The sequence below is a fragment of the Mesorhizobium sp. UC74_2 genome (assembly GCF_042701485.1).
GTDB lineage: Bacteria > Pseudomonadota > Alphaproteobacteria > Rhizobiales > Rhizobiaceae > Mesorhizobium.
The window spans coordinates 6217304-6236498 of record NZ_CP170562.1; the positions used below are offsets into that span (position 1 = coordinate 6217304).

A 19195-nucleotide genomic window follows, 5' to 3' on the forward strand; every position below is an offset into this window, starting at 1 on the left:
CTTTGAAAAGATGATATATATCAATAGTTTAGATGAAACTAAAGTATGGACAGTAAAAATCTAAGGCGGGCGGTCGAAGCTCGCCATGGTTTGCCGCGCGAGAATCGAGAATGTCGACAGCCGGTCCGTCTTCAATTCAGTTGCGGCTGAACAGGCTCCTCACCCTGTTGCGCAGCAACCGGGCGAAGTTGCGGGTCTCGCGATAGAGGTGCAGATGGGACGCGGCCTGCCTTGTCGCCTTGTCGGCGTCCGGCGTAAGGCCGATCACGAAAGTACCGACTGGCCTGCGTTCCATCCACAAGCGGCTCATGACGGGATGGTCGGGCACCGCGCATGAATCGGTCATGATGATGTTGGGATCGTCGAGGTGCTGCTTGGTCACCTCGATCATCAGCAGCGTGCCTGGTGAGAACGAGGCCAGCGTCTCATCATAGGCAGTCTTCCACGTATAGGCGTGGCCGGCTTCGACAAAGACGATGAGGCTGGCTATGGTGCGGCCATCCAATGTCAGCGCATGGATACGGCACATGTCCTGCTCGGCGAGGCGATGCACCGCTTCGCGGGCGAAGGCGGCGCGAAAGCGATCTATGGCCATGGCCGTGCGCTCGCGCCCTTTCCAGCCGGACGCTTCCAGCGTCAGGAAGTTCTCGATTGCCTGCCGGATCTCTTCCGGCCCGCGCGCCACTTCGTGCTGCAATTTTCCGGTTTCGCCAAGCCGTCGTTTCAGGCGGCGGAACTCGCGGTAGTGGTGTGAGCGCAGGGATTGCTTGAGGTAGGCCTCACCATCAAGCTTGCTTTGCAGGAATGGACGCTGCGTTTCACCCGTGATCACCAATGGCAGGTTGCGTGCCTCGGCGAGCGCCCGCAGCAGGCTGGCCATCGGGCCATCGAGGCGCATGTCGGGCAGGGCAAAGACCTTGGGAAGCTTCAGATGCGGTCGTGACAGCATCGCGAAGAAATCTTCGATCACGCCGATGGGATCGTCCCGGTCGACCAGCGGGGTGCCGACGGGGCCGAATGGACTTGCCCAGGTTCGCATGATGGGGGCCGCCAGCGGAATGCCGGGCCGCTCGACTGAAAAAGGCACCAGGAGCCGCAGCCGGCTGCGATGTTCGTTGCCGTCGCGGATCACTGCGAGCCGCACTTCCCGGTCTTCAAGGCGTGGCATTGCCGGTGCCAGGAAACGCGGGTTGAAGAAGACGTTGGGCTCGACGGTCCGGTTGCACAGATAGTCGAGTTCCTCGACCAGATCGAAACCCGCCGAAGCCGGATAGACGGCGAGCGTCCGTTCCGGCCGGCTGGAAGCCAGCAATTCGATCTCGGCAAGGTGGGCGGCATCGGCAACGACACCAGCCAAACCAGTCATCAGGGTCCCGGCGGGACCACCACTGGTTTCCTCGATCAGTGGGACGGCGGCCATCAGGCGGCTCCTCTGGCGGGAATGAAGATAGCCATTGTGATGCCGAGCTTGCGCCAGACCGTGAACGACAGGGCGACAGCCTCGAACACCATGGCGAGCGCCGTGGCCAGCGCGGCCCCCCAGAGATGGAAGGTCGGGATCAGCACCACATTGAGTGCAATGTTGAGGGCCAGCGTCACTGCGAAAACGGCAGCGCAGATATTCTGATGGCCACTCATGGTGAGCAGGCTCTCGCAGGGGCCGACAGCTGCGCGGGCAACGACGCCGCAGACCAGCAGGAACAGCAGCGGGTAGCCGCTGGTGAATTCCGGCCCGAACAGGATCAGCATCGGCTTGCCGAGAAGAAGAACCACAAGCGCCATCAGCAGCGATGGCCAGAAGGTCCACGAAACCGTTTCTCGGGCAAAGGTGGCGAGTTTTTCCCTGTCGCCATGGGTATAGTGGGCATAGCGTTGCGCGACGCCGGCCTTGACGGCGAAATAGACGAAATGCACCAGTGCCAGCGTCTTCACCGTGGCGAAGTAGACGGCGACATCGTCGGGTTGCAGATAGAAGCCAACCATCAGCACGTCGGCATTGGTGAGCAGAAAAAAGAAACTCTCCACCAGGAAGATCGGCAGGGATACGGCGATCCAGTCGCGCATATGGATGGCTCTGGGGCCGGAGGGTACGCGTGCATCGGTGCGCGCGGTGATCTCGATCAACTGGAAGATGGTGGTGGCATAGGTGGCGACGATCGAGGCGATCAAGGCAGTCCTGGCATCCGCCGGCATGCCGATCAACAGCGCAAGCCCCATGCAGGCAAGGATCGCGATCGGGCGGACGATGTAGACGAGCGAGAGGGCCGAAAGTGTCCAGGAATGGGCCCGGGCGATGCCCTGGAGCAAGTCGGACATCGCGATCATCGGCAGGCAGAAGATGCCAAGGATGAACGGCACCACATAATAGTTTTCGAGCCAGCCGGAAAACAGCCAGACTCCGGCGATACCGATCAGTGCAATGAGGGTCGACGCAACCAGTACGAAAATCCGGCTGGCCAGCAGGATGCCGCGCAGTTCGTCAAGCTTGCCATGCTCGCGAAACTCGGGAATGAAGCGGATGACGGAGGTGTGAAAGCCGAGGCAGGACAGGTTGCCGACGATCACCATCGTCGTCCAGACCAGTACCAGAATGCCGTACTCGAAGGAGCCCATCCAGCGGGCCATCAGCACCTGGCTGACAAAGGCGATGACGGCGCTGATCACGCGGATGGCGAAGGCGATCAGCGAGATGCGTCCTGCTTGCCCACGTTCATCGGACGAAAAGAGGAGCGCATCGAGCTTGCCGAGCAGAGGCCGTGCACGCAGCGCCAGGCGCTGCGGCAGAAGCCGCTCGGCTGTCGTGGCTGCAGAAAAGCGCACGCGATACTCCAGGTCCTTGCCCAGGACCTTAACAGGCCCCGACATGGCAGACTATGTATGACGGACAGCTTAAGAAACGGTTCGGGGTAGGATGATCGACGAAACCGAGCGCAAGGCAATGCTCAAGGCGCATTCGATCGGGCCCAGGATGATTGCCTGGTTGGAAGAGATCGGCATAGAGCAGCTGGCCGATCTGAGAGGTGCGGATGCCGATGAGATCGCCATGCGTATCAACATCGCGCTCGGTCGCAGGCATTTGAACCGGCTTGGCGTCGAGGCATTGCGAAACCTTATCGCGCTGGCAGATGCACAACCGGATCGGTGAACCAGGTTTGTGATGTCAGTGCTGAGTTTGGCAGGCATAGTCAGGAGACTGTCGGCATCTCCACGCGAAATCGCCTCCTGGGTTCCAATGACGAGATTTCCGCACTAGTTTGCCACGCGGTTGGCGGGCGCAAGATTCGGAAGGCTTCATGTTCGGCGGCGCCCGTTCAAAGCTCAAAGCCTGGCTTGTTGGCGGTATCGGCACCTTCGCGGCACTCGCGGTGGGTAGCGCCCTTGGCATGTTCGATGCGATCCAGAAACCGGTCGTCGTGCTGCAGCCGGGGCAGTCGGTCGAGACCGGCCCTTGGGAAGTCAGGCCCTTGCGCGCCTATACGGTCGACAAGGGCGTCTACGGGCTGCCGCTGAAAGCCGGTGAGAAGGCCCTGGTCTTCGAAGCCGAGATGACGAACCGCACGGCGCTATCGAGCAAGGACTATTTCACGACCTTCAAATCGACCGGCGGGACGGACGACAAGCCCTATATCGTGCTTGTTCGGGACTCGTCGATGTCGCCGGCGCTGCAGCCCGGGCTGCCGGAGCGCATGGCCTATGTCTGGGGGATGCCGGCAGACGCAATGCCACCCGAACGTCTCGTGCTCGCCGTGAATGGCGAGATCTACAAAAAAACGCGACAATCTTTACGGTGTGCCCGGCTGGTACAATGAACATGTCATAGGCACAGTGGCGATGCCCGTTGGGGCCGGACCCGATACTCCGGATATCCGGCCATGATGCGGCGGATTGCCAATATTGCGGTTCTCCTTGTCGCTGCCCTGCTTTGCTACGGCATGCAGACAACCAAACCGCACTATGCCGATCTGACCGCTCCGATTCCGGTTTACGGCAAGATCGGCGAGACGATCCAAACACGGACATTCGACATCGCGGTCGACAAGATCGTCTTTGCCCGTACGCTGAAATTCGACCGGTTCGGCCAGAAGAAACTGCTCACGACCGGCGGCATATGGGCCATCGTGACGGCCAGGCTCGACGCAAGGGACCGTTCGGCCATGGTCGCGGCCGCGACCTGGCAAGGGCCGGATGGTCTCAACTATCGGGCCAGCGAGCGCGCGTCGCTTGCAGCCGGTGCGTTGCCTGTCGCGCTGGATCCCGGCGTGGCCGGCAGGGCGAGGCTGGTGTTCGAAATCCTGCCCTCGCAGGCTGCCGGTGCCGTGCTGCTTGCATCCGGCAAACTGGCGGGGCCGCTCGATTCGGAAGCCCGGGTTGCGCTCGGGGCAGTCGCGGCACAGGCCGACGGGCTGCCGGAAGGTACAATCGAAACCTATGAACTCGGCGACGCATTCTGAGGATTTGTCTTGAGCATCGCTGCACAGCCAATCGATGAAACCGGGAACGAGCGCACGCCGGCCGAAAGGCGCTGGTGGCTGCGCAGCCTGCTGGCGTTGATCGTGCTGATCCCCGCCGCGCTGGCAGTGATGTCGTATGAGGACGTCAAGGAACTGCTGCGCAACCGGGACTTTTTTGCCAGGGACGTTGCCTGGGGCAGCAAGGCACGTTTCGGTGGCAGCGACTGGCAACTGACCGACCTGCGCGCCGCACTCGGGCGCGCCGACATCCCGCCGGAGGTGGTTCCGGTGCTGGTCGACCTCACGGTGACTGTCGGCGAGACCGATCTGCAGGCCTTGTGGCTGGGCTGCAGGATCATGCTCATCGACGGCGCAGGCCGCCGTTGGCTGCCGACGGCAGCAGTGTCGTTCAGGCAGACCGAAGATGCCATGACTTGCAACTCGGCGATCTTTTCCGGTGCCAAAACTGGCGATGCGCTGAAGATACGCGAGACCTTCCTTGTGCCGAAAGATGCCACGGCGACCATCCGGCCAGCGGTAGGCGTAGCCAGTGAGCGACCGGGCTTCCTGCTGTTTCAGCGGCCGCAGAACTGACACAGGGCTGCCTGCCTGAGTTAGGTAGCCTCGCTGGCAATTTCCGCAGAGGCTCGTTTCGGCAAGGCGAACGCGCATTCCAGAACGGCGGCCAACAGGCAGATGCGCAGGGGCTCGACCAGGATGCCGGTGGAACTGTCCTGGAACGGGCTGCCGAACAGGAACGTCACGCCATTTGCCAGCACCTGCCAGCTGTCGAGATCGTGGGGGCCGATCAGTCGTGTTGCACCCAGCCAGGCCCAGGCGGCAGCCCAGTCGATCAGCCGGTAGCCGACGATCAACACGATGATCAGCAATACGCCGGAATTCAGGGTCAGGCGCACGCCATTGGCGAGCGGCAGATAGCGCGAGCGATAGCCGCTGATGAAGTGTTCGACGAAATCGCGCAGGAATTTCGGGATCGCCCTGTAGCGCTCGCCAAGGCGCTCGACACGCTGGTGGACGCGCATCAGCTCCTTGTCGTCGCGCACGTCATAACCATAGATCAGCGCGGCAAGCACCAGCCAGATGACCGGTACGAGCATGTAGAAGAACAAGTTCATCAGTGTGGCTGAGGTGCCGGCGGGGGTCATTTCGACGGGCACCATCGGTGCTGCCGCCATGGCGTTGCCGACTGGCGCGGCGATGGTGTCCAGCGTGGCTTGAAAAAACGAGCCGATGTTGCGGCTCATCACCCAGGAGAGGACGTCATCCTTCCAGCGGCTGATGACGTAGATACCGATGAAGATCCAGTTGGTCTCGCAGATGACGACAATGATCTGCCAGGCCGAAGAAGCGCCACCGCGTTTCTGCATTTCCTTGGCGCCACGGCGGATCAACCAGGAAAGGGCGACGGAAAACAGCAGCCAGCGTGAATCCAGAACATCCAGCACGTTTCCCGATTCGCCGAACGGCGCCAGATCGAGCGCCGCGCGCGAATATTGCCGCACGGTGTCGCTGAGAAAGCCCCATGCGGCGTAGTAGGCGAAGAACGGCAGCAGCGCGACCGTGACAATGTTGGCGAGGCGGGCGCTGCCGCTCGTCCCGGGTTCTTCAACAGTTCCACCGCTGGCGGCTGCCTGGGCGGCACGCACGGCAGGCAGGGCCGGCCGCAAGGTCTGGAACATGGCGACGGTGACAACCAGCTGAGATAGAGCAACCAGCGTCAGCAGCGCCAGGCCGGCCATGTGGTTGGCAATCGCGACATGCGTGGCAAGCCGCATGAACAGGCCATTGGCGATCAGCCCGAGCAGCACCAATGCAATGAGTTGTGGCCAGAAACGCCAGAGCAGGCGCAGCGTCAGTCCGATCGGCCTTGCGATCTCAGCAAGCATATCAACCTCGCGACGCCCCCGCAGCCTTTTAGCAAAGTTTCGGGGAATGTCTTCCCTTGCTCCCGCCATTGCAGTCGGCTGCTGACAGCCTTGTGGAGAAGGCGGGTCATCGCAGGCCGAGACAGCAGAAACACGCTCTCGAAAAGCTGATTGGGCCAGTGGAACAAAAGCCTGTCGGTCATCATTGAAAAATCGTCGGACGAGGAGGGAGCCGACGCGGAGGAAACCACAATGAAAATCGCATCCGGTATTGTGCTGGCAGCCCTGACCGTCGGGCTGTCGGCAGGAACGCTGTCGGCCGAGCCTTTGAACACGATGGGAGAGGTTGGGTCTGCGCTGCAGAGCTGCTGGGCCCCACCTTCCGACGCGGCGAAGGGTTCAATCACGCTGCAATTCAGTTTCAAGCGCGACGGAACGTTGATCGGCCAACCCAAGGCGACCAGCATCCGTGTCGACGGTGACGCCGACCAGCGCAAGAAGCTGGTCCAGGCGGCGACCGAAGCCGTTCAGAAATGCGTTCCGCTGACCTTCGCGCCGAAACTGGCGGACGGCATGGCAGGGACCGTCTTCACCCTGCAACTTGCATCACCAAAGCCGCAATAGCGACGCCTGGCTGGTGCCATGGCGCGCCCGGCTGATCAGCCGAAGGCGCCGTGGCAGTGCTTGAACTTCTTGCCCGAACCACAGGGGCAGGGTTCGTTGCGGCCGACCTTGCCCCAGCTTGCGGGGTTTTGCGGGTCGCGCTGCTCGGCAGGAACGATGCGCGCGTCTTCAAGGACAGCTACGTCCGTGCCCTCGCCGAAATCGTTCTCGCCGGTGCTGGCATCGATATGCTGGCCGAACATCTCAGGGGCATCCGGCAACGGTGCGTCGGCTGCCTCGCGCACCAGTTCCACGCGCATCAGCTGTGCGGTCACAGCCTGGCGAAGATTGCCCAGCATGGCCTGGAACAGCTCGAAAGCCTCACCCTTGTATTCGTTGAGCGGGTCGCGCTGGGCGTAGCCGCGGAAGCCGACCACAGAGCGCAGATGGTCAAGATTGACGATGTGCTCGCGCCACAAATGATCGAGGGTCTGCAGGACGACGGAGCGCTCGACATAGTTCATGACGTCCGGGCCGAAGCGGCCGGCGCGTTCGTTGGCGGCTTCGTCGGCGGCCTTGGTGATGCGTTCGCGGATATCGTCTTCGGCAATACCCTCTTCCTTGGCCCATTCCTCGATCGGCAGATCAAGATTGAGGTACTGCTGGGCCTCCGCCTTGAGGCCGGCGATATCCCATTGCTCGGCATAGGCATTTTCCGGAATGGCCTTGGCGACGATCTCGTCGATGACGTCGTTGCGCATTTCGGCAACCGTCTCGGAGAGGCTTTCGCCGTCCATCAGCGCGATGCGCTGCTCGAACACCACCTTGCGCTGGTCGTTGGAGACGTCGTCATACTTGAGCAGATTCTTGCGGATGTCGAAGTTGCGCGCCTCGACCTTCGTCTGCGCCTTCTCGAGAGCCTTGTTGATCCAGGGATGGATGATGGCCTCGTCTTCCTTCAAGCCGAGCTTCTGCAACATGCCGTCCATGCGCTCGGAGCCGAAGATGCGCATGAGGTCATCCTGCAGTGACAGGAAGAACTTCGAGCGGCCGGGGTCGCCCTGACGGCCGGAACGACCGCGCAGCTGGTTATCGATGCGCCGGCTTTCGTGGCGCTCGGTCGCGAGAACGTAGAGACCGCCGGCAGCGAGCGCCTTTTCCTTGAGTTGCTTCACATCCTCGCGAATGGCGTTTTCCCGCGCCTCGCGCTCGGGACCAGCAGGCATGTCGGCGAGTTCCTCGGCAATGCGCATATCGGCATTGCCGCCCAGCTGGATGTCGGTGCCGCGGCCGGCCATGTTGGTGGCGATGGTGATGGCGCCGGGCTTGCCGGCCTGGGCGACGATCGCCGCTTCGCGCTCGTGATGGCGGGCGTTGAGGACTTCGAAATCCTTGAAACCGTCCTGGCGCAGGCGTTCGGCCAACTGTTCGGACTTCTCGATCGATGTCGTGCCGACAAGTGTCGGCTGTCCCTTGGCATTGGCTTCGCGGATCTCCCGGACGATCGCCTTGTATTTCTCCTCGACCGTCCGATAGACCTCGTCGTCTTCATCGATGCGGCTGACCGGCAGGTTGGTCGGAATCTCGGTGACTTCGAGATTGTAGATGTTGCCGAACTCTTCCGCCTCGGTGAGTGCCGTACCGGTCATGCCGGCAAGCTTTTCGTACATGCGGAAGTAATTCTGGAATGTGACGGAGGCCAGTGTCTGGTTTTCCGGCTGGATCTGCACATGCTCCTTGGCTTCGAGCGCCTGGTGCAGACCTTCCGAATAGCGGCGGCCGGGCATCATGCGGCCGGTGAATTCATCGATGATGACGATCTCGCCGTTGCGAACGATGTAATCCTTGTCGCGCTGGAACAGGCGATGCGCCTTCAGGGCGTTGTTGACGTGGTGAACCATGGCGACGTTCTCGACGTCGTACAGCGATTCGCCTTTCAACAGGCCGGCGCCGCGCAACATGTTCTCCACCTTCTCGGTGCCTTCTTCGGTGAAGATCGCGGTCTTCTGCTTCTCGTCGACTTCGTAGTCGACGGGCTGCAATTGCACGATGAAGGCATCGACGGTGTTGTACATATCCGAGCGGTCCTCAAGCGGACCGGAGATGATCAGCGGGGTGCGAGCCTCGTCGACGAGGATCGAATCCACCTCGTCGACGATCGCGTAGTTGTGGCCGCGCTGCACCATCTGCGCGCGCTCATATTTCATGTTGTCCCGCAGGTAGTCGAAGCCGAGTTCGTTGTTGGTCGCGTAGGTCACGTCGCAGGCATAGGCAGCGCGACGCTCCTCATCCGACAAGCCATGCACGATGATGCCAACGCTGAGGCCGAGGAATTTATAGACGCGGCCCATCCATTCGGCGTCGCGCGTGGCGAGATAGTCGTTGACGGTGACGACATGGACGCCGTTGCCGGAAAGAGCGTTGAGGTAGACGGGAAGTGTGGCGACGAGCGTCTTGCCTTCACCCGTGCGCATTTCGGCGATGCCGCCATTGTGCAGGACCATGCCGCCGATCAGCTGCACGTCGAAGGGCCGCATGCCGAGCACGCGTCGGGCCGCCTCGCGGGCCGTAGCAAAGGCCGGGATCAGCAGATCGTCCAGCGACGCGCCATTGGCGATATCCTGCCGGAATTTTTCGGTGCGGCCGGTGAGCTCTGCATCGGAGAGCGCGCGCATCTCGTTTTCCATGGCATTGATCGCTTCGACCCTGGGCCGGGTCGATTTGACTCGGCGGTCATTGGAAGAGCCGAAAATCTTACGGGCGAGACCGCCGAGACTGACCATTCAATGGTCCTTTCGCTTGCAATCCAGGGCACGGGAGCGGACGTGGAGGCATCCTGCAGACCCGCTTGAACGGAAAAACACCAAAAAGCGCCCGGAAAACGGTTCTGGACGCCAAGTGGTTGGACAGATAAGAGGGGGCACAATCGATGTCAACGCTGCGTTACCGACCCGCAGAGCGCCTAATTCTGCCACATTCCGGCTGATCAAAAGACCCAATCATCTTCATCGGAGCTCTTTCGCATGACCTTGTTGTTTCGCCGCGCGTCGCTTGCCAGCCTCGGTCTGGCTATCGGCCTGTCGGCTCTGGCGGTTTCGCCGCTTGCTGCCCAGGAAACCAAACCGGCAGATGCCGCTGCGGCTCCGGCCCCGGCCCCGGCTCCGGTCGATCCCAATGCGGTTATCGCTACCGTGGATGGCAAGCCGATTACCGAAGCGGATCTGACGCTTGCCGAAGGTGAGCTGTCGCGCCAGTTCGCGCAGCTTCCCGCCGAACAGCGCCGCGCCGCGGCACTGTCGGCCGCCATCGAGATCAAGGTTCTGTCGGCCAAGGCGATCGCCGACGGGCTCGACAAGGATCCCGAATTCCAGCGTCGTGTCGCTTTCCTGCAGCAGCGTGCCCTGCATGGCGAACTGGTCGAGAAGGAAGTGGTCGGCAAGATCACCGATGCCGAAATCCGCGCTCGTTACGACAAGGAAATCGCCGCACAGCCGCCCGTCAATGAAGTGCATGCCCGTCACATTCTCGTGAAGACCAAGGAAGAAGCCGACGCCATCGTCAAGAAGCTCGATGCCGGCGAAGATTTCCAGAAGCTCGCCAACGAGAACACCAAGGACCCGAGCGGCAAGACCAATGGCGGCGATCTCGGTTTCTTCGGCCCCGGCCAGATGGTGCCGGAGTTCGAGAAGGCAGCAATGGCGCTGGAGGTCGGCAAATACACCAAGGAGCCGGTGCAGACGCAGTTCGGCTGGCACATCATCAAGCTTGAAGACAAGCGCCAGCAGCAGCCGCCGGCTTTCGACCAGGTCAAGGACCAGGCCAAGTCGGCGGTGATCCGCGACAAGTATTTCGAAGCCGTCAAGGAAGCGCGCAAGGCCGCCAAGGTCGAGATTCCTGATGAGAATCTGCGCAAGGCCGTCGAGGCGGCTGAGGGCAGCGCCACCAAGTAAGCGCGATTTCGCCGATCCGGCGAACAGCTCTAAAAAGGGCGGCGCCCGTAACGGCGCCGCCCTTTTATTTTTGGTGAAAGGGCCTGTGTCGGATGGCTCTACCCTGAACGCGGGGTCTTGATGCCGTGGACGATGATCCGGACGCCGGCCCGGATCCTGGCCTCATCTTCGTCCAGCCGTCCGGTCAGAAGACGGACCCAGGCGTAGGACGACACCATATCCGCCACCTGCAGCGGGTCGACGTCATCGCCCACTTCGCCGCGCGCCTTCGCGCGTTCGGTTATCTTGCCCTGTTCGACGCGGCGACTGGCCGCATAGGCCGTGAGTGCTTTCGCCGCGGCTTCGTCGGACTGGGCTTCGGCGATGATCGAGCGGAAGATCGATCCTGAAGGGGTGTCGCGCCAATGCGCGAGCAGGCCGGCGAGGAATGCCACCAGATCGCCTTCCAGATCTCCGGTGTCCGGATAGTCGAGGTGCTTCTGGCGCTGGTACACGTCGATCAACAGTGCCGCCTTGCTCGGCCACCAACGATAGATGGTGGGTTTGCCAGCGCGGGCGCGTCGCGCCACCGCTTCGATGGAAAAGCCGGAATAGCCGTCTTCCTGGAGCACTGCTTCGGCCGCCTCGAGAATGGCCTCGGCGCTGGCGGGGTTGCGTCGGGCTCCGATCGAACGCCGGGCCTTTCCTTCACTTGCGGTCAACGCGTCCACACTCCTCGAAACTTCGCCGGCAACCATACATCAACTCTTGACGAAACGAAACGGAGCGTTCTATATATGTAACGAAACGTATCGTTCTTATGGAGGCTGTCTTGTCCAGCACGAACGCATCGCCTGTCGTCACTCAATCCCGGTTTTCCCGCCATCGATTTGCACTGCTGGTGCTGGCCGGCGTCTATCCGCTTATCACCACGATCCTCTATGTGCTGGCACCGCTGACGGAAGAGTGGGAAATCTGGCAGCGTACGCTGGTCATCGCGCCAACGATGGTATCGGCGATGATCTGGGGCCTGATACCGACGGTTCATCGCGTCTTTGGCCGGTTCATCAATCCAGCGGTGGGTTAGAGCAGGCGCGGCGACGGGCGTCAGAAAACGCCTTGCGAAGGTTCGCACTATCGGGCAAACGGAGCGTATCCTTCCCGTTTATCGGACCGCCGAGGTTCCTTATGTCCGCTACGATTTCCCCGCTCGCCCCCAAGAAATATCCCAAGATGCCGGCGATCGAGGGGGTACGCATCGCGACAGCCGAGGCAGGCATCAAGTACAAGGATCGCACCGACCTCCTGGCAATGGTCTTCGACCCAGGGACTGCCGTTGCCGGTGTGTTCACCCGCTCGAAGTGCCCCTCGGCTCCGGTCGACCTGTGCCGGGAAAACCTTGGCCAGGGCAAGGCCCGAGTGCTGGTGGTCAATTCCGGCAACGCCAACGCCTTCACCGGGAAAAAAGGCCGTGAGACGACGTCGATGACCGCCGCGGCCGCCGCCAAGGCTGTCGGCTGCGGCGCCGATGAGGTTTTCCTGGCTTCGACCGGCGTGATCGGCGAACCACTCGACCCCGGCAAATACAGCCATCTCCTGGCCGGCATGGCCAGGGAAGCGCGCCCGGAGCAGTGGACCGAGGCAGCCAGGGCGATCATGACCACGGACACCTATCCGAAAGTGGTCACTGCCACGGTCAAGCTGGGTGATGTCGATGTAACGCTCAACGGTATCGCCAAAGGTGCCGGCATGATCGCGCCGGATATGGCGACGATGCTGTCTTTTGTCGCGACCGATGCTCCGATCGCCGCACCGGTGCTACAGGATCTCCTCTCCAAAGGGACAGCCAAGACATTCAATGCTGTAACGGTGGATAGCGACACCTCGACCAGCGACACGCTGCTTCTGTTTGCGACCGGAGCGGCCGCCAAACGTGGCGCACCCAAGATCACGGATGCCAAGGATGCACGTCTCGGCGGCTTCCGCCGCGCCCTCAACAAGATGTTGAAGGCACTCGCGATCCAGGTGGTGCGCGACGGTGAAGGTGCCCGCAAGCAGATCGAAGTCACTGTAACAGGCGCGAAGTCGGCGCGTTCGGCCAAGCGCATAGCGCTGTCGATCGCCAATTCGCCGCTTGTGAAGACTGCGGTTGCCGGTGAAGATGCCAATTGGGGCCGGGTCGTCATGGCGGTCGGCAAGGCTGGCGAGCCCGCCGATCGCGACAGGCTGGCGATCTGGTTCGGCGACAATCGTCTTGCCGTCGATGGCGAGCGCGACTCGGCATATTCGGAAGCTGCGACCTCGGCCTACATGAAACGCGACAGTATCGTCATTCGCGCGGACATCGGCATAGGCCGCGGCAAGGCGACGGTGTGGACCTGCGATCTCACCAAGGAATATGTTGCCATCAACGGCGACTACCGGAGCTGATTTGTTGAATCCGCAGCATCCTGCCACCGTCCTGGCAAAGGTCCGCCGCTACGAAGCGGCAGGCTTTCGCGCGTGGCCTGCGGCAGCGGCGCACTATGACGGTACCTGGGTGGTGCGGTTGACGGCCGGCCATCCAGCCAAGCGGTTGAATTCGATCAATCCGCTCGACCCGAATGATGTTCATCACCTGCCCGAACGCATTGCGCGTGCCGGCCGGCGCTTCGAAGCTTACGGGCGGCCGCTCACCTTCCGCATTTCGCCGCTCGCGGGAGCTGCACTTTCGCGACATCTCGACGCCGAGGACTGGTCGCGTTTCGGCGAGTCGCTGGTCATGCGCATGCCGCTCGCAAAGGCGCCGGTCGACGATGTCCTCGATCAGATACCGCTCAAGGACATCAGCCGATTCGTTTCGGCGACGCTGAAAGTGCATGGTGCCGACGCTTCGTTACGGCCCGGTCTGTCGGAAATCATTGGCGCGATCCAGCCCGAGGCTGGATTGTTCGCGCTGGAACGCGGTGATGAGGCGATGGCAACGCTGATCTGTGTGCATGACGGCGATCTGGCCGGCCTGTTCGAGATTGCCACGGACAAGGCCGTGCGGCGGCAGGGATACGGCCGACAGCTGGTGTTGTCAGCGCTGAAATGGGCGCGGCTGCGCGGCGCTCGCGAAGCATGGCTGCAGGTCGAGGCCGACAATGCTCCGGCCCTTGCCCTGTATCATGGGCTCGGCTTCGAGGAAGTTTATCGTTATCACTACAGGCAGCCGGCAGCCGCATGAGCTTCGAACCGTCCAAACCGAAGCGGCTGCTTCTGGTCGTTGCCTGTGCGCTGGTCGATGCCGATGGCCGCGTGCTGATCGCGCAGCGGCCCGAAGGCAAACAGCTTGCCGGCTTGTGGGAATTCCCGGGTGGCAAGGTTGAACAGGGCGAAACACCTGAAGATTGCCTCGTGCGCGAACTTCGCGAAGAACTCGGCATCGAAACCAAGACGGCCTGCTTGGCACCGCTGACCTTTGCCAGCCACAGCTACGACGACTTTCATCTCTTGATGCCCCTTTACGTCTGCCGCCGCTTCTGGGGCACGCCGGAGCCGAAGGAAGCGCAGGCATTGAAATGGGTTCGCCCGAAGCAGATGCGCGATTATCCGATGCCACCGGCGGATGCGCCGCTTATCCCTTTCCTGATCGACCTGCTCTGATCGCCACAATTAGCGTTAACAGAGGTTTAATCCACTCATGAAAGAGTAATCCCGGGGCTGCTGCGGCAAGGTGCCGTCTTGGGGTTGGCGCATGAGCATTGATCGGGACTGGGCGGATATCCGCCCGCAGCGTTCGCTGGGCATGATCGGCATGGGCATGCTGAGGGTCACGCTGCTTTTTGGGTCGGCGGCGGTGGCGCTATCCATCCTTGGTGCTTCCTATCTCAACAGCCAACTCGGACAACGGTTTGCCAGCGCGGACCCTCAGGCCAGGCTCGACATGATGAGCACCGGATCGATCAGCCGGATGAACACCTATACGATGCGGCGCAGCGTGTTGCAGCCTAGCCCCGAAGCGGTCTGCATCATCCGCGACAACGGCACCCGTTCAGGCGCGTGCTGAGTGCTGTCTGGCAGATTCACCGAGCCTTAAGCCTGCTCCGTTAACCTTTGTAAATCAGTTGTCGCTAAGAGAGATCGAACGGGAAGGGGCGACCATGTCATTGCTGTGGCGATTCTTGGCGGATAACAAAGGAACGACCGCCATTGAGTATGGCTTGATCGGAAGTTTGATAACCCTTGTCATCATCGCCGGCGTTGGCGCCTTCGCCGACCGGCTGGCATGGTTATGGAACAACAACAGCAGCGAACTCGTCCAGGCTCTCAGCAAGTAATAGGGTTACCTACTTGTCTGCCCCGTTGTCGCCCAGGATCTTAGCCAGCGATACCGTAGCCGATCCAGGTTTCAGTGGCTTCTGCTGGGAAACATCCGGTGCCCAGCCGGACAGCCAGATGATCGAAAAGCTTGCCCTGATACGTCCATCGGCGTCGGAGAATCTCTCGAAATAGATTTCAGCTGCGCGGGCAAGCAGTGCGCGGCCGGCCGGTCGGCGGCTGCGATCGATCAAGACATTGGTTTCACCCATCGCCTTGAGATCGTTCATGAGGCTGAATGGCGTGCCATAGCGCACGGTCACCGTCTCGATGTCGGCAACGGGCAGCGCAAACCCGGCCCTTTGCAGCAAAGCGCCGGCATCTCGCACATCGGCAAAGGGAATGACCCGGGGGCTTGCGCCGCCATGGAGCTCGGTTTCGGCTGCAAGCAGGCTTTCGCGCAGTTCGCTCAGCGTGCCGGCGCCAGTCATCGCACCGAGAAAGAGGCCGTCCGGCTTCAGGGCCCTTCGGATCTGGGCGAACATGCCGGGAATGTCGTTCATCGATTGAAAGGCCAGCAGCGATACGATGAGGTCGACGCTGCCGGGTTCGAAGGGAACTGTCTCGCCGGTTGTGATCACTCCCGGACCATCGGCAAGAAAGGCGGGATCGGCTTCGACGCGGATGACTTCGTCGACCTTGCCGCTCGCAGCAAGAACATCGGCCGCATGCCCGGTCTGGCAGAACAGGGTTGCGCCACGGTTGAAGCGGCGCTCGACCGCAGCCAAGCGGTCGGCCAGATCATCGGCGGCGCGTTGCATCAGGAAATCCGCGCCATTGCTGGGCCGAGCCAGTGCCCGGCGCTTTCGCGTCAGAAAGAGGGCGGTGTCGAACAAAGGCTGCAAAGAAGGGGCCTGCTTCTGCTATGCTTGCTGATCTGGTGACGGACAATCACGTGGCCGATCCGATGGCGGATATCAAGGGGCTAGCCCAGACAGCACTGCAATGGCCGGCGCGGATGCTGTTTCCGCCGGTCTGCGCTGGTTGCCGCCGCCACGTCTCTCAGCCCGGTGTTTTATGTGGCGATTGCTGGCCGAAGCTGCGGCTTCTCGAGCGGCCCTGGTGCCCGGTCATGGGTACCCCGTTCACACATGACATGGGCGACGGTTTCCTGTCCGCCGAAGCGATTGCCGATCCTCCTCCCTTCGAACGTGCGCGTGCAGCGGCCGCATATTCGGGGGTGGCGAGGCAGATGGTGCAGGCGCTGAAATACAACGACCGCACTGACCTGGCGCCGTGGATGGCGGGCTGGATGGCGCGCGCCGGCGCCGACTTGCTTGAAGAGGCGGATGTCATTGTACCGGTACCGCTGCACTGGCAGCGGTTCTTTCGGCGCAAGTTCAATCAATCCGCCGAACTGGCGCGCGCTCTTGCCGGACGGTCAGGGCGGCATTTCCTGCCGCAGGCGATAAAACGCATAAAGCCAACGCGCCAGCAAGTGGGGCTGGAGCGCACTGCGCGCGAGGAAAATGTGCGGGCCGCTTTCCAGGTGCCGCCAGAAGTCGAGATCGAAATCGCAGGTCGACGTGTGCTGGTGGTGGACGATGTCTACACCACTGGCGCGACCGTGAGAGCGGTGGCCAAGGCCCTGAAAAGAAAAGGTGCTGCCGCTGTCGATGTGCTTACCTTCGCGCGCGTCCTGCCGGGGGACTTTCGGGCCGACGAGTCCGAGACTATATAGGTTTCATGACAAGGCAGGATTGTTGACCCATGGTCGACGTGACGATCTACACACGCATGATGTGCGGCTATTGCGCAGCCGCAAAACGCCTTCTGGACAGGAAGGGCGTAACCTACACCGAGCATGACGCATCCTTCTCGCCGGAGCTGCGCCAGGAAATGATCCAGCGCGCCAATGGCCGTGCGACCTTCCCGCAGATTTTCGTCGGGGATGTCCACGTCGGCGGATGTGACGACCTGCACGCGCTGGAAGACGCCGGGCGGCTCGATGTATTGCTTGCCGGTGCTGTGGCGCGCTGAACGCACAGGACGATCAAAAAGCGAGGACGAAACGATGGGTGTTTTCAAGGCAGCCGCCATTCAGATGCGCTCCGGTACCAGCCCGGAGCGCAATGCTGCCGACATGGAGCGCCTTACGCGCGACGCGGTGGCACAGGGGGCCACCTATGTACAGACGCCCGAGATGACCGGCGCGCTGGTTCGCGACAAGGATGCCAAGCAGTCCATATTCACCAGCGAGGACAAGGATGTCGTCGTCGCCAAGGCCAGGCAATTGGCGCGCGAACTCGGCATCTATTTTCACATTGGCTCGACAGCCGTCCTGCGGACCGACGGCAAGCTTGCCAACCGCGCCCTGCTGATCGCGCCGGATGGCAAGACGCTCGCGTCCTACGACAAGATCCATATGTTCGATGTCGATCTCGACAACGGCGAAAGCTGGCGGGAATCCTCGGCATATGAACCAGGCACCGAAGCCGGTGTCGTTGATCTTGCCGGTACGAAACTCGGCTTCGCCATCTGTTACGACCTGCGCTTCCCGCAGCTTTTCCGCACCGAGGCGCTCGGTGGGGCCGCGGTGCTGTCGGTGCCTGCCGCCTTCACCCGCCAGACCGGTGAAGCGCATTGGCATGTGCTGCTCAGGGCGCGTGCGATCGAGAACGGTGCCTTCGTCATCGCCGCCGCGCAGGGTGGCCTGCACGAAGACGGCCGTGAAACCTATGGCCATTCGCTGATCGTCGATCCGTGGGGGCGCGTCCTTGCCGAGGCAGACCACAACGAGCCGGCGGTCATCGTTGCCGAAATCGATCCGGCCCAATCGGCGGCAGCACGCGCCAAGATCCCGAATCTGAAGAACGCGCGCGACTTCTCGCTGCGCCGGTTCGAGCCAGAGCCGGCCTCGCTCAGGGGAGCCGCGTCTTGATCCGCTTTTCCCTGGTGTGTGAGCGGGAGCACGATTTCGAGGGCTGGTTCCGCTCCAACGATGACTTCGACAAGCAGAAGAAGCGCGGTTTCGTCGAGTGCCCGAGCTGTGGTTCGCACAAGGTCGAGAAAGCGTTGATGGCGCCGGCGGTTTCGACAAGCCGCAAGCAGGAAAGGATGGCGCTGGCCATGGGTGAGCAGCAGCGCCAGGCGATGGTGCAGCTCAAGGCGCTGGCCGACAAGATGCGCGAGAATTCGGACTATGTCGGCGACAAGTTCGCCGAAGAAGCGCGCAAGATCCATTTCGGGGAGGCCGATGCGCGCGGTATCTACGGCGAAGCGACCATCGAGGAGGCCCAGAGCCTGGCCGAGGACGGCGTCGAATTCATGCCGATGCCGACTTTCCCGGACGATCGCAACTAGAGCGTTTCCGTTTTTCACGGAAACGCGGAAACGCTCTAAGTTTTGTTTTCGTCGCATTTTTGTAACGCCAAGTGATTCCACTTGGCTACAAAATGCTCTAGGCCGTATTCCATCAGCGCGCAGATCCGCCAGCGGTGCTCGGCCTCTGGTCGTCAATCGTTTGCGTCGAGTCCCCTGATCAGCTTCTCGAGCAGCGCCGCCAACTGATCCTGCTCGTCCCGCGTCAGCGCCGAGAGAACCTGGTGCTCGTTCGCGACATGGGCGGTTACCGCTTCGTCGATGAGGGCACGGCCTTTTTCCGTCAGTTGCACGATCACGCCGCGGCGGTCCTGTGGATGAGGCGCACGCGCGATGAGCCCTGCCTTTTCCAATCGATCCAGCCGATTGGTCATGGCGCCTGAGGTCACCATCGTGGCTTCATAGAGTGCTGTCGGCGTCAATGCGAAAGGCGTGCCCGAGCGCCGCAAGGTCGCCAGAACGTCGAATTCGCCATTCTGCAGGCCGAACTGGGCGAACAAGGGGTTCAGCTTGTCCCGCGCCACCACCAGGGCGGCGTAGCTGAGGCGCCCGAACACCGCCATGGGACGGACATCGAGATCCGGCCTTTCCTTCTGCCATTGCGCCACAGCATTCCCAGCACGATCCATTTATCTCACCATAAAGTATCTTGACACTAAGATTC

General features: G+C 61.7%; 23 protein-coding genes. 16 read left to right on the top strand and 7 right to left on the bottom strand.

Translation table 11 applies throughout. The features are described from left to right. Positions 1-136: 136 nt before the first annotated feature. Together ACFJIU_RS30365 and ACFJIU_RS30370 are read right to left on the bottom strand one after the other, a co-directional pair. Complete coding sequence (locus ACFJIU_RS30365; RefSeq protein WP_379066315.1) at positions 137-1420, bottom strand: GNAT family N-acetyltransferase; 1284 nt, start codon at positions 1418-1420, stop codon at positions 137-139. Further along, positions 1420-2820 (bottom strand): lipopolysaccharide biosynthesis protein, encoded by a 1401-nt coding sequence (locus tag ACFJIU_RS30370; RefSeq protein WP_379073275.1) that lies wholly within the window; start codon positions 2818-2820, stop codon positions 1420-1422. Before ACFJIU_RS30370 ends, ACFJIU_RS30365 begins: the two co-directional genes overlap by 1 nt. 91 nt (positions 2821-2911) lie before the next feature. Between ACFJIU_RS30370 and ACFJIU_RS30375 the strand changes: the two genes are divergently transcribed. From ACFJIU_RS30375 to ACFJIU_RS30390, 4 genes are all read left to right on the top strand, one after another. Then, positions 2912-3145, top strand: a complete 234-nt coding sequence (locus tag ACFJIU_RS30375) for a hypothetical protein (RefSeq protein ID WP_379066317.1) — start codon at positions 2912-2914, stop codon at positions 3143-3145. Between the two features lie 148 nt (positions 3146-3293). Further along, entirely contained in the window at positions 3294-3809 is a 516-nt protein-coding gene (locus ACFJIU_RS30380; protein WP_379066318.1) for a hypothetical protein, read from the top strand. Between the two features lie 63 nt (positions 3810-3872). Continuing rightward, positions 3873-4451 carry a hypothetical protein gene (locus ACFJIU_RS30385; protein ID WP_379066320.1) on the top strand — a complete coding sequence of 193 codons (579 nt, stop codon included), beginning with the start codon at positions 3873-3875 and terminating at the stop codon, positions 4449-4451. 9 nt (positions 4452-4460) lie between these two features. Next, positions 4461-5045, top strand: a complete 585-nt coding sequence (locus tag ACFJIU_RS30390; protein ID WP_379066322.1) for a hypothetical protein — start codon at positions 4461-4463, stop codon at positions 5043-5045. 20 nt (positions 5046-5065) lie between these two features. Here the strand turns inward: ACFJIU_RS30390 and ACFJIU_RS30395 are convergent, their stop codons facing one another. After that, on the bottom strand, positions 5066-6358 hold the full coding sequence (locus tag ACFJIU_RS30395; RefSeq protein ID WP_379066324.1) for a hypothetical protein: 1293 nt from the start codon (positions 6356-6358) through the stop codon (positions 5066-5068). A 231-nt stretch (positions 6359-6589) separates the two neighbouring features. Here ACFJIU_RS30395 and ACFJIU_RS30400 point away from each other — a divergent pair, with 231 nt between their 5' ends. Then, on the top strand, positions 6590-6961 hold the full coding sequence (locus tag ACFJIU_RS30400; protein WP_379066326.1) for a hypothetical protein: 372 nt from the start codon (positions 6590-6592) through the stop codon (positions 6959-6961). Between the two features lie 35 nt (positions 6962-6996). Here ACFJIU_RS30400 and secA read toward each other — a convergent pair whose 3' ends face one another. Beyond that, positions 6997-9723, bottom strand: coding sequence for a preprotein translocase subunit SecA (gene secA, locus ACFJIU_RS30405; protein ID WP_379066328.1), 2727 nt, complete (start codon positions 9721-9723; stop codon positions 6997-6999). A gap of 240 nt (positions 9724-9963) precedes the next feature. Here secA and ACFJIU_RS30410 point away from each other — a divergent pair, with 240 nt between their 5' ends. Further along, complete coding sequence (locus ACFJIU_RS30410; RefSeq protein WP_379066330.1) at positions 9964-10890, top strand: peptidylprolyl isomerase; 927 nt, start codon at positions 9964-9966, stop codon at positions 10888-10890. Positions 10891-10988: 98 nt separating this feature from the next. On the opposite strand, the gene ACFJIU_RS30415 is transcribed toward ACFJIU_RS30410, so the two are convergent. After that, entirely contained in the window at positions 10989-11591 is a 603-nt protein-coding gene (locus ACFJIU_RS30415; protein ID WP_379066332.1) for a TetR/AcrR family transcriptional regulator, read from the bottom strand. A 110-nt stretch (positions 11592-11701) separates the two neighbouring features. Between ACFJIU_RS30415 and ACFJIU_RS30420 the strand changes: the two genes are divergently transcribed. From ACFJIU_RS30420 to ACFJIU_RS30445, 6 genes are all read left to right on the top strand, one after another. Next, positions 11702-11956, top strand: coding sequence for a hypothetical protein (locus tag ACFJIU_RS30420; RefSeq protein ID WP_379066335.1), 255 nt, complete (start codon positions 11702-11704; stop codon positions 11954-11956). 101 nt (positions 11957-12057) lie between these two features. Further along, positions 12058-13299, top strand: coding sequence for a bifunctional glutamate N-acetyltransferase/amino-acid acetyltransferase ArgJ (gene argJ, locus ACFJIU_RS30425; protein WP_379066337.1), 1242 nt, complete (start codon positions 12058-12060; stop codon positions 13297-13299). Continuing rightward, positions 13268-14077 (top strand): GNAT family N-acetyltransferase, encoded by an 810-nt coding sequence (locus ACFJIU_RS30430; protein ID WP_379066339.1) that lies wholly within the window; start codon positions 13268-13270, stop codon positions 14075-14077. Before argJ ends, ACFJIU_RS30430 begins: the two co-directional genes overlap by 32 nt. Then, positions 14074-14496, top strand: a complete 423-nt coding sequence (locus tag ACFJIU_RS30435; protein WP_379066341.1) for a (deoxy)nucleoside triphosphate pyrophosphohydrolase — start codon at positions 14074-14076, stop codon at positions 14494-14496. Before ACFJIU_RS30430 ends, ACFJIU_RS30435 begins: the two co-directional genes overlap by 4 nt. 91 nt (positions 14497-14587) lie before the next feature. Further along, positions 14588-14899 carry a hypothetical protein gene (locus ACFJIU_RS30440; protein ID WP_379066342.1) on the top strand — a complete coding sequence of 104 codons (312 nt, stop codon included), beginning with the start codon at positions 14588-14590 and terminating at the stop codon, positions 14897-14899. 94 nt (positions 14900-14993) lie between these two features. Next, positions 14994-15170: a Flp family type IVb pilin gene (locus ACFJIU_RS30445; RefSeq protein ID WP_379066344.1), complete on the top strand. Its 177-nt coding sequence runs from the start codon at positions 14994-14996 to the stop codon at positions 15168-15170. A 9-nt stretch (positions 15171-15179) separates the two neighbouring features. Here ACFJIU_RS30445 and ACFJIU_RS30450 read toward each other — a convergent pair whose 3' ends face one another. Then, positions 15180-16055 (bottom strand): methyltransferase domain-containing protein, encoded by an 876-nt coding sequence (locus ACFJIU_RS30450; RefSeq protein ID WP_379066346.1) that lies wholly within the window; start codon positions 16053-16055, stop codon positions 15180-15182. Between the two features lie 50 nt (positions 16056-16105). Between ACFJIU_RS30450 and ACFJIU_RS30455 the strand changes: the two genes are divergently transcribed. The 4 genes from ACFJIU_RS30455 to ACFJIU_RS30470 are packed head-to-tail and all read left to right on the top strand — an operon-like array spanning position 16106 to position 18513. After that, a complete protein-coding gene (locus ACFJIU_RS30455; RefSeq protein WP_379073276.1) occupies positions 16106-16891 on the top strand; it encodes a ComF family protein in 786 nt (261 codons plus the stop codon). A 29-nt stretch (positions 16892-16920) separates the two neighbouring features. Then, positions 16921-17190 carry a glutaredoxin 3 gene (gene grxC / locus ACFJIU_RS30460; RefSeq protein WP_379066348.1) on the top strand — a complete coding sequence of 90 codons (270 nt, stop codon included), beginning with the start codon at positions 16921-16923 and terminating at the stop codon, positions 17188-17190. A 34-nt stretch (positions 17191-17224) separates the two neighbouring features. Beyond that, the gene (locus ACFJIU_RS30465; protein WP_379066350.1) at positions 17225-18091 is read left to right on the top strand and encodes a carbon-nitrogen hydrolase family protein; all 867 of its coding nucleotides are present in this window, start codon (positions 17225-17227) and stop codon (positions 18089-18091) included. Then, positions 18088-18513, top strand: a complete 426-nt coding sequence (locus ACFJIU_RS30470) for a DUF1178 family protein (protein WP_379066352.1) — start codon at positions 18088-18090, stop codon at positions 18511-18513. The genes ACFJIU_RS30465 and ACFJIU_RS30470 overlap by 4 nt, the downstream gene beginning before the upstream one ends. A 152-nt stretch (positions 18514-18665) precedes the next feature. Here the strand turns inward: ACFJIU_RS30470 and ACFJIU_RS30475 are convergent, their stop codons facing one another. Then, a complete protein-coding gene (locus ACFJIU_RS30475; protein ID WP_379066354.1) occupies positions 18666-19160 on the bottom strand; it encodes a MarR family winged helix-turn-helix transcriptional regulator in 495 nt (164 codons plus the stop codon). Positions 19161-19195 lie beyond the last annotated feature (35 nt).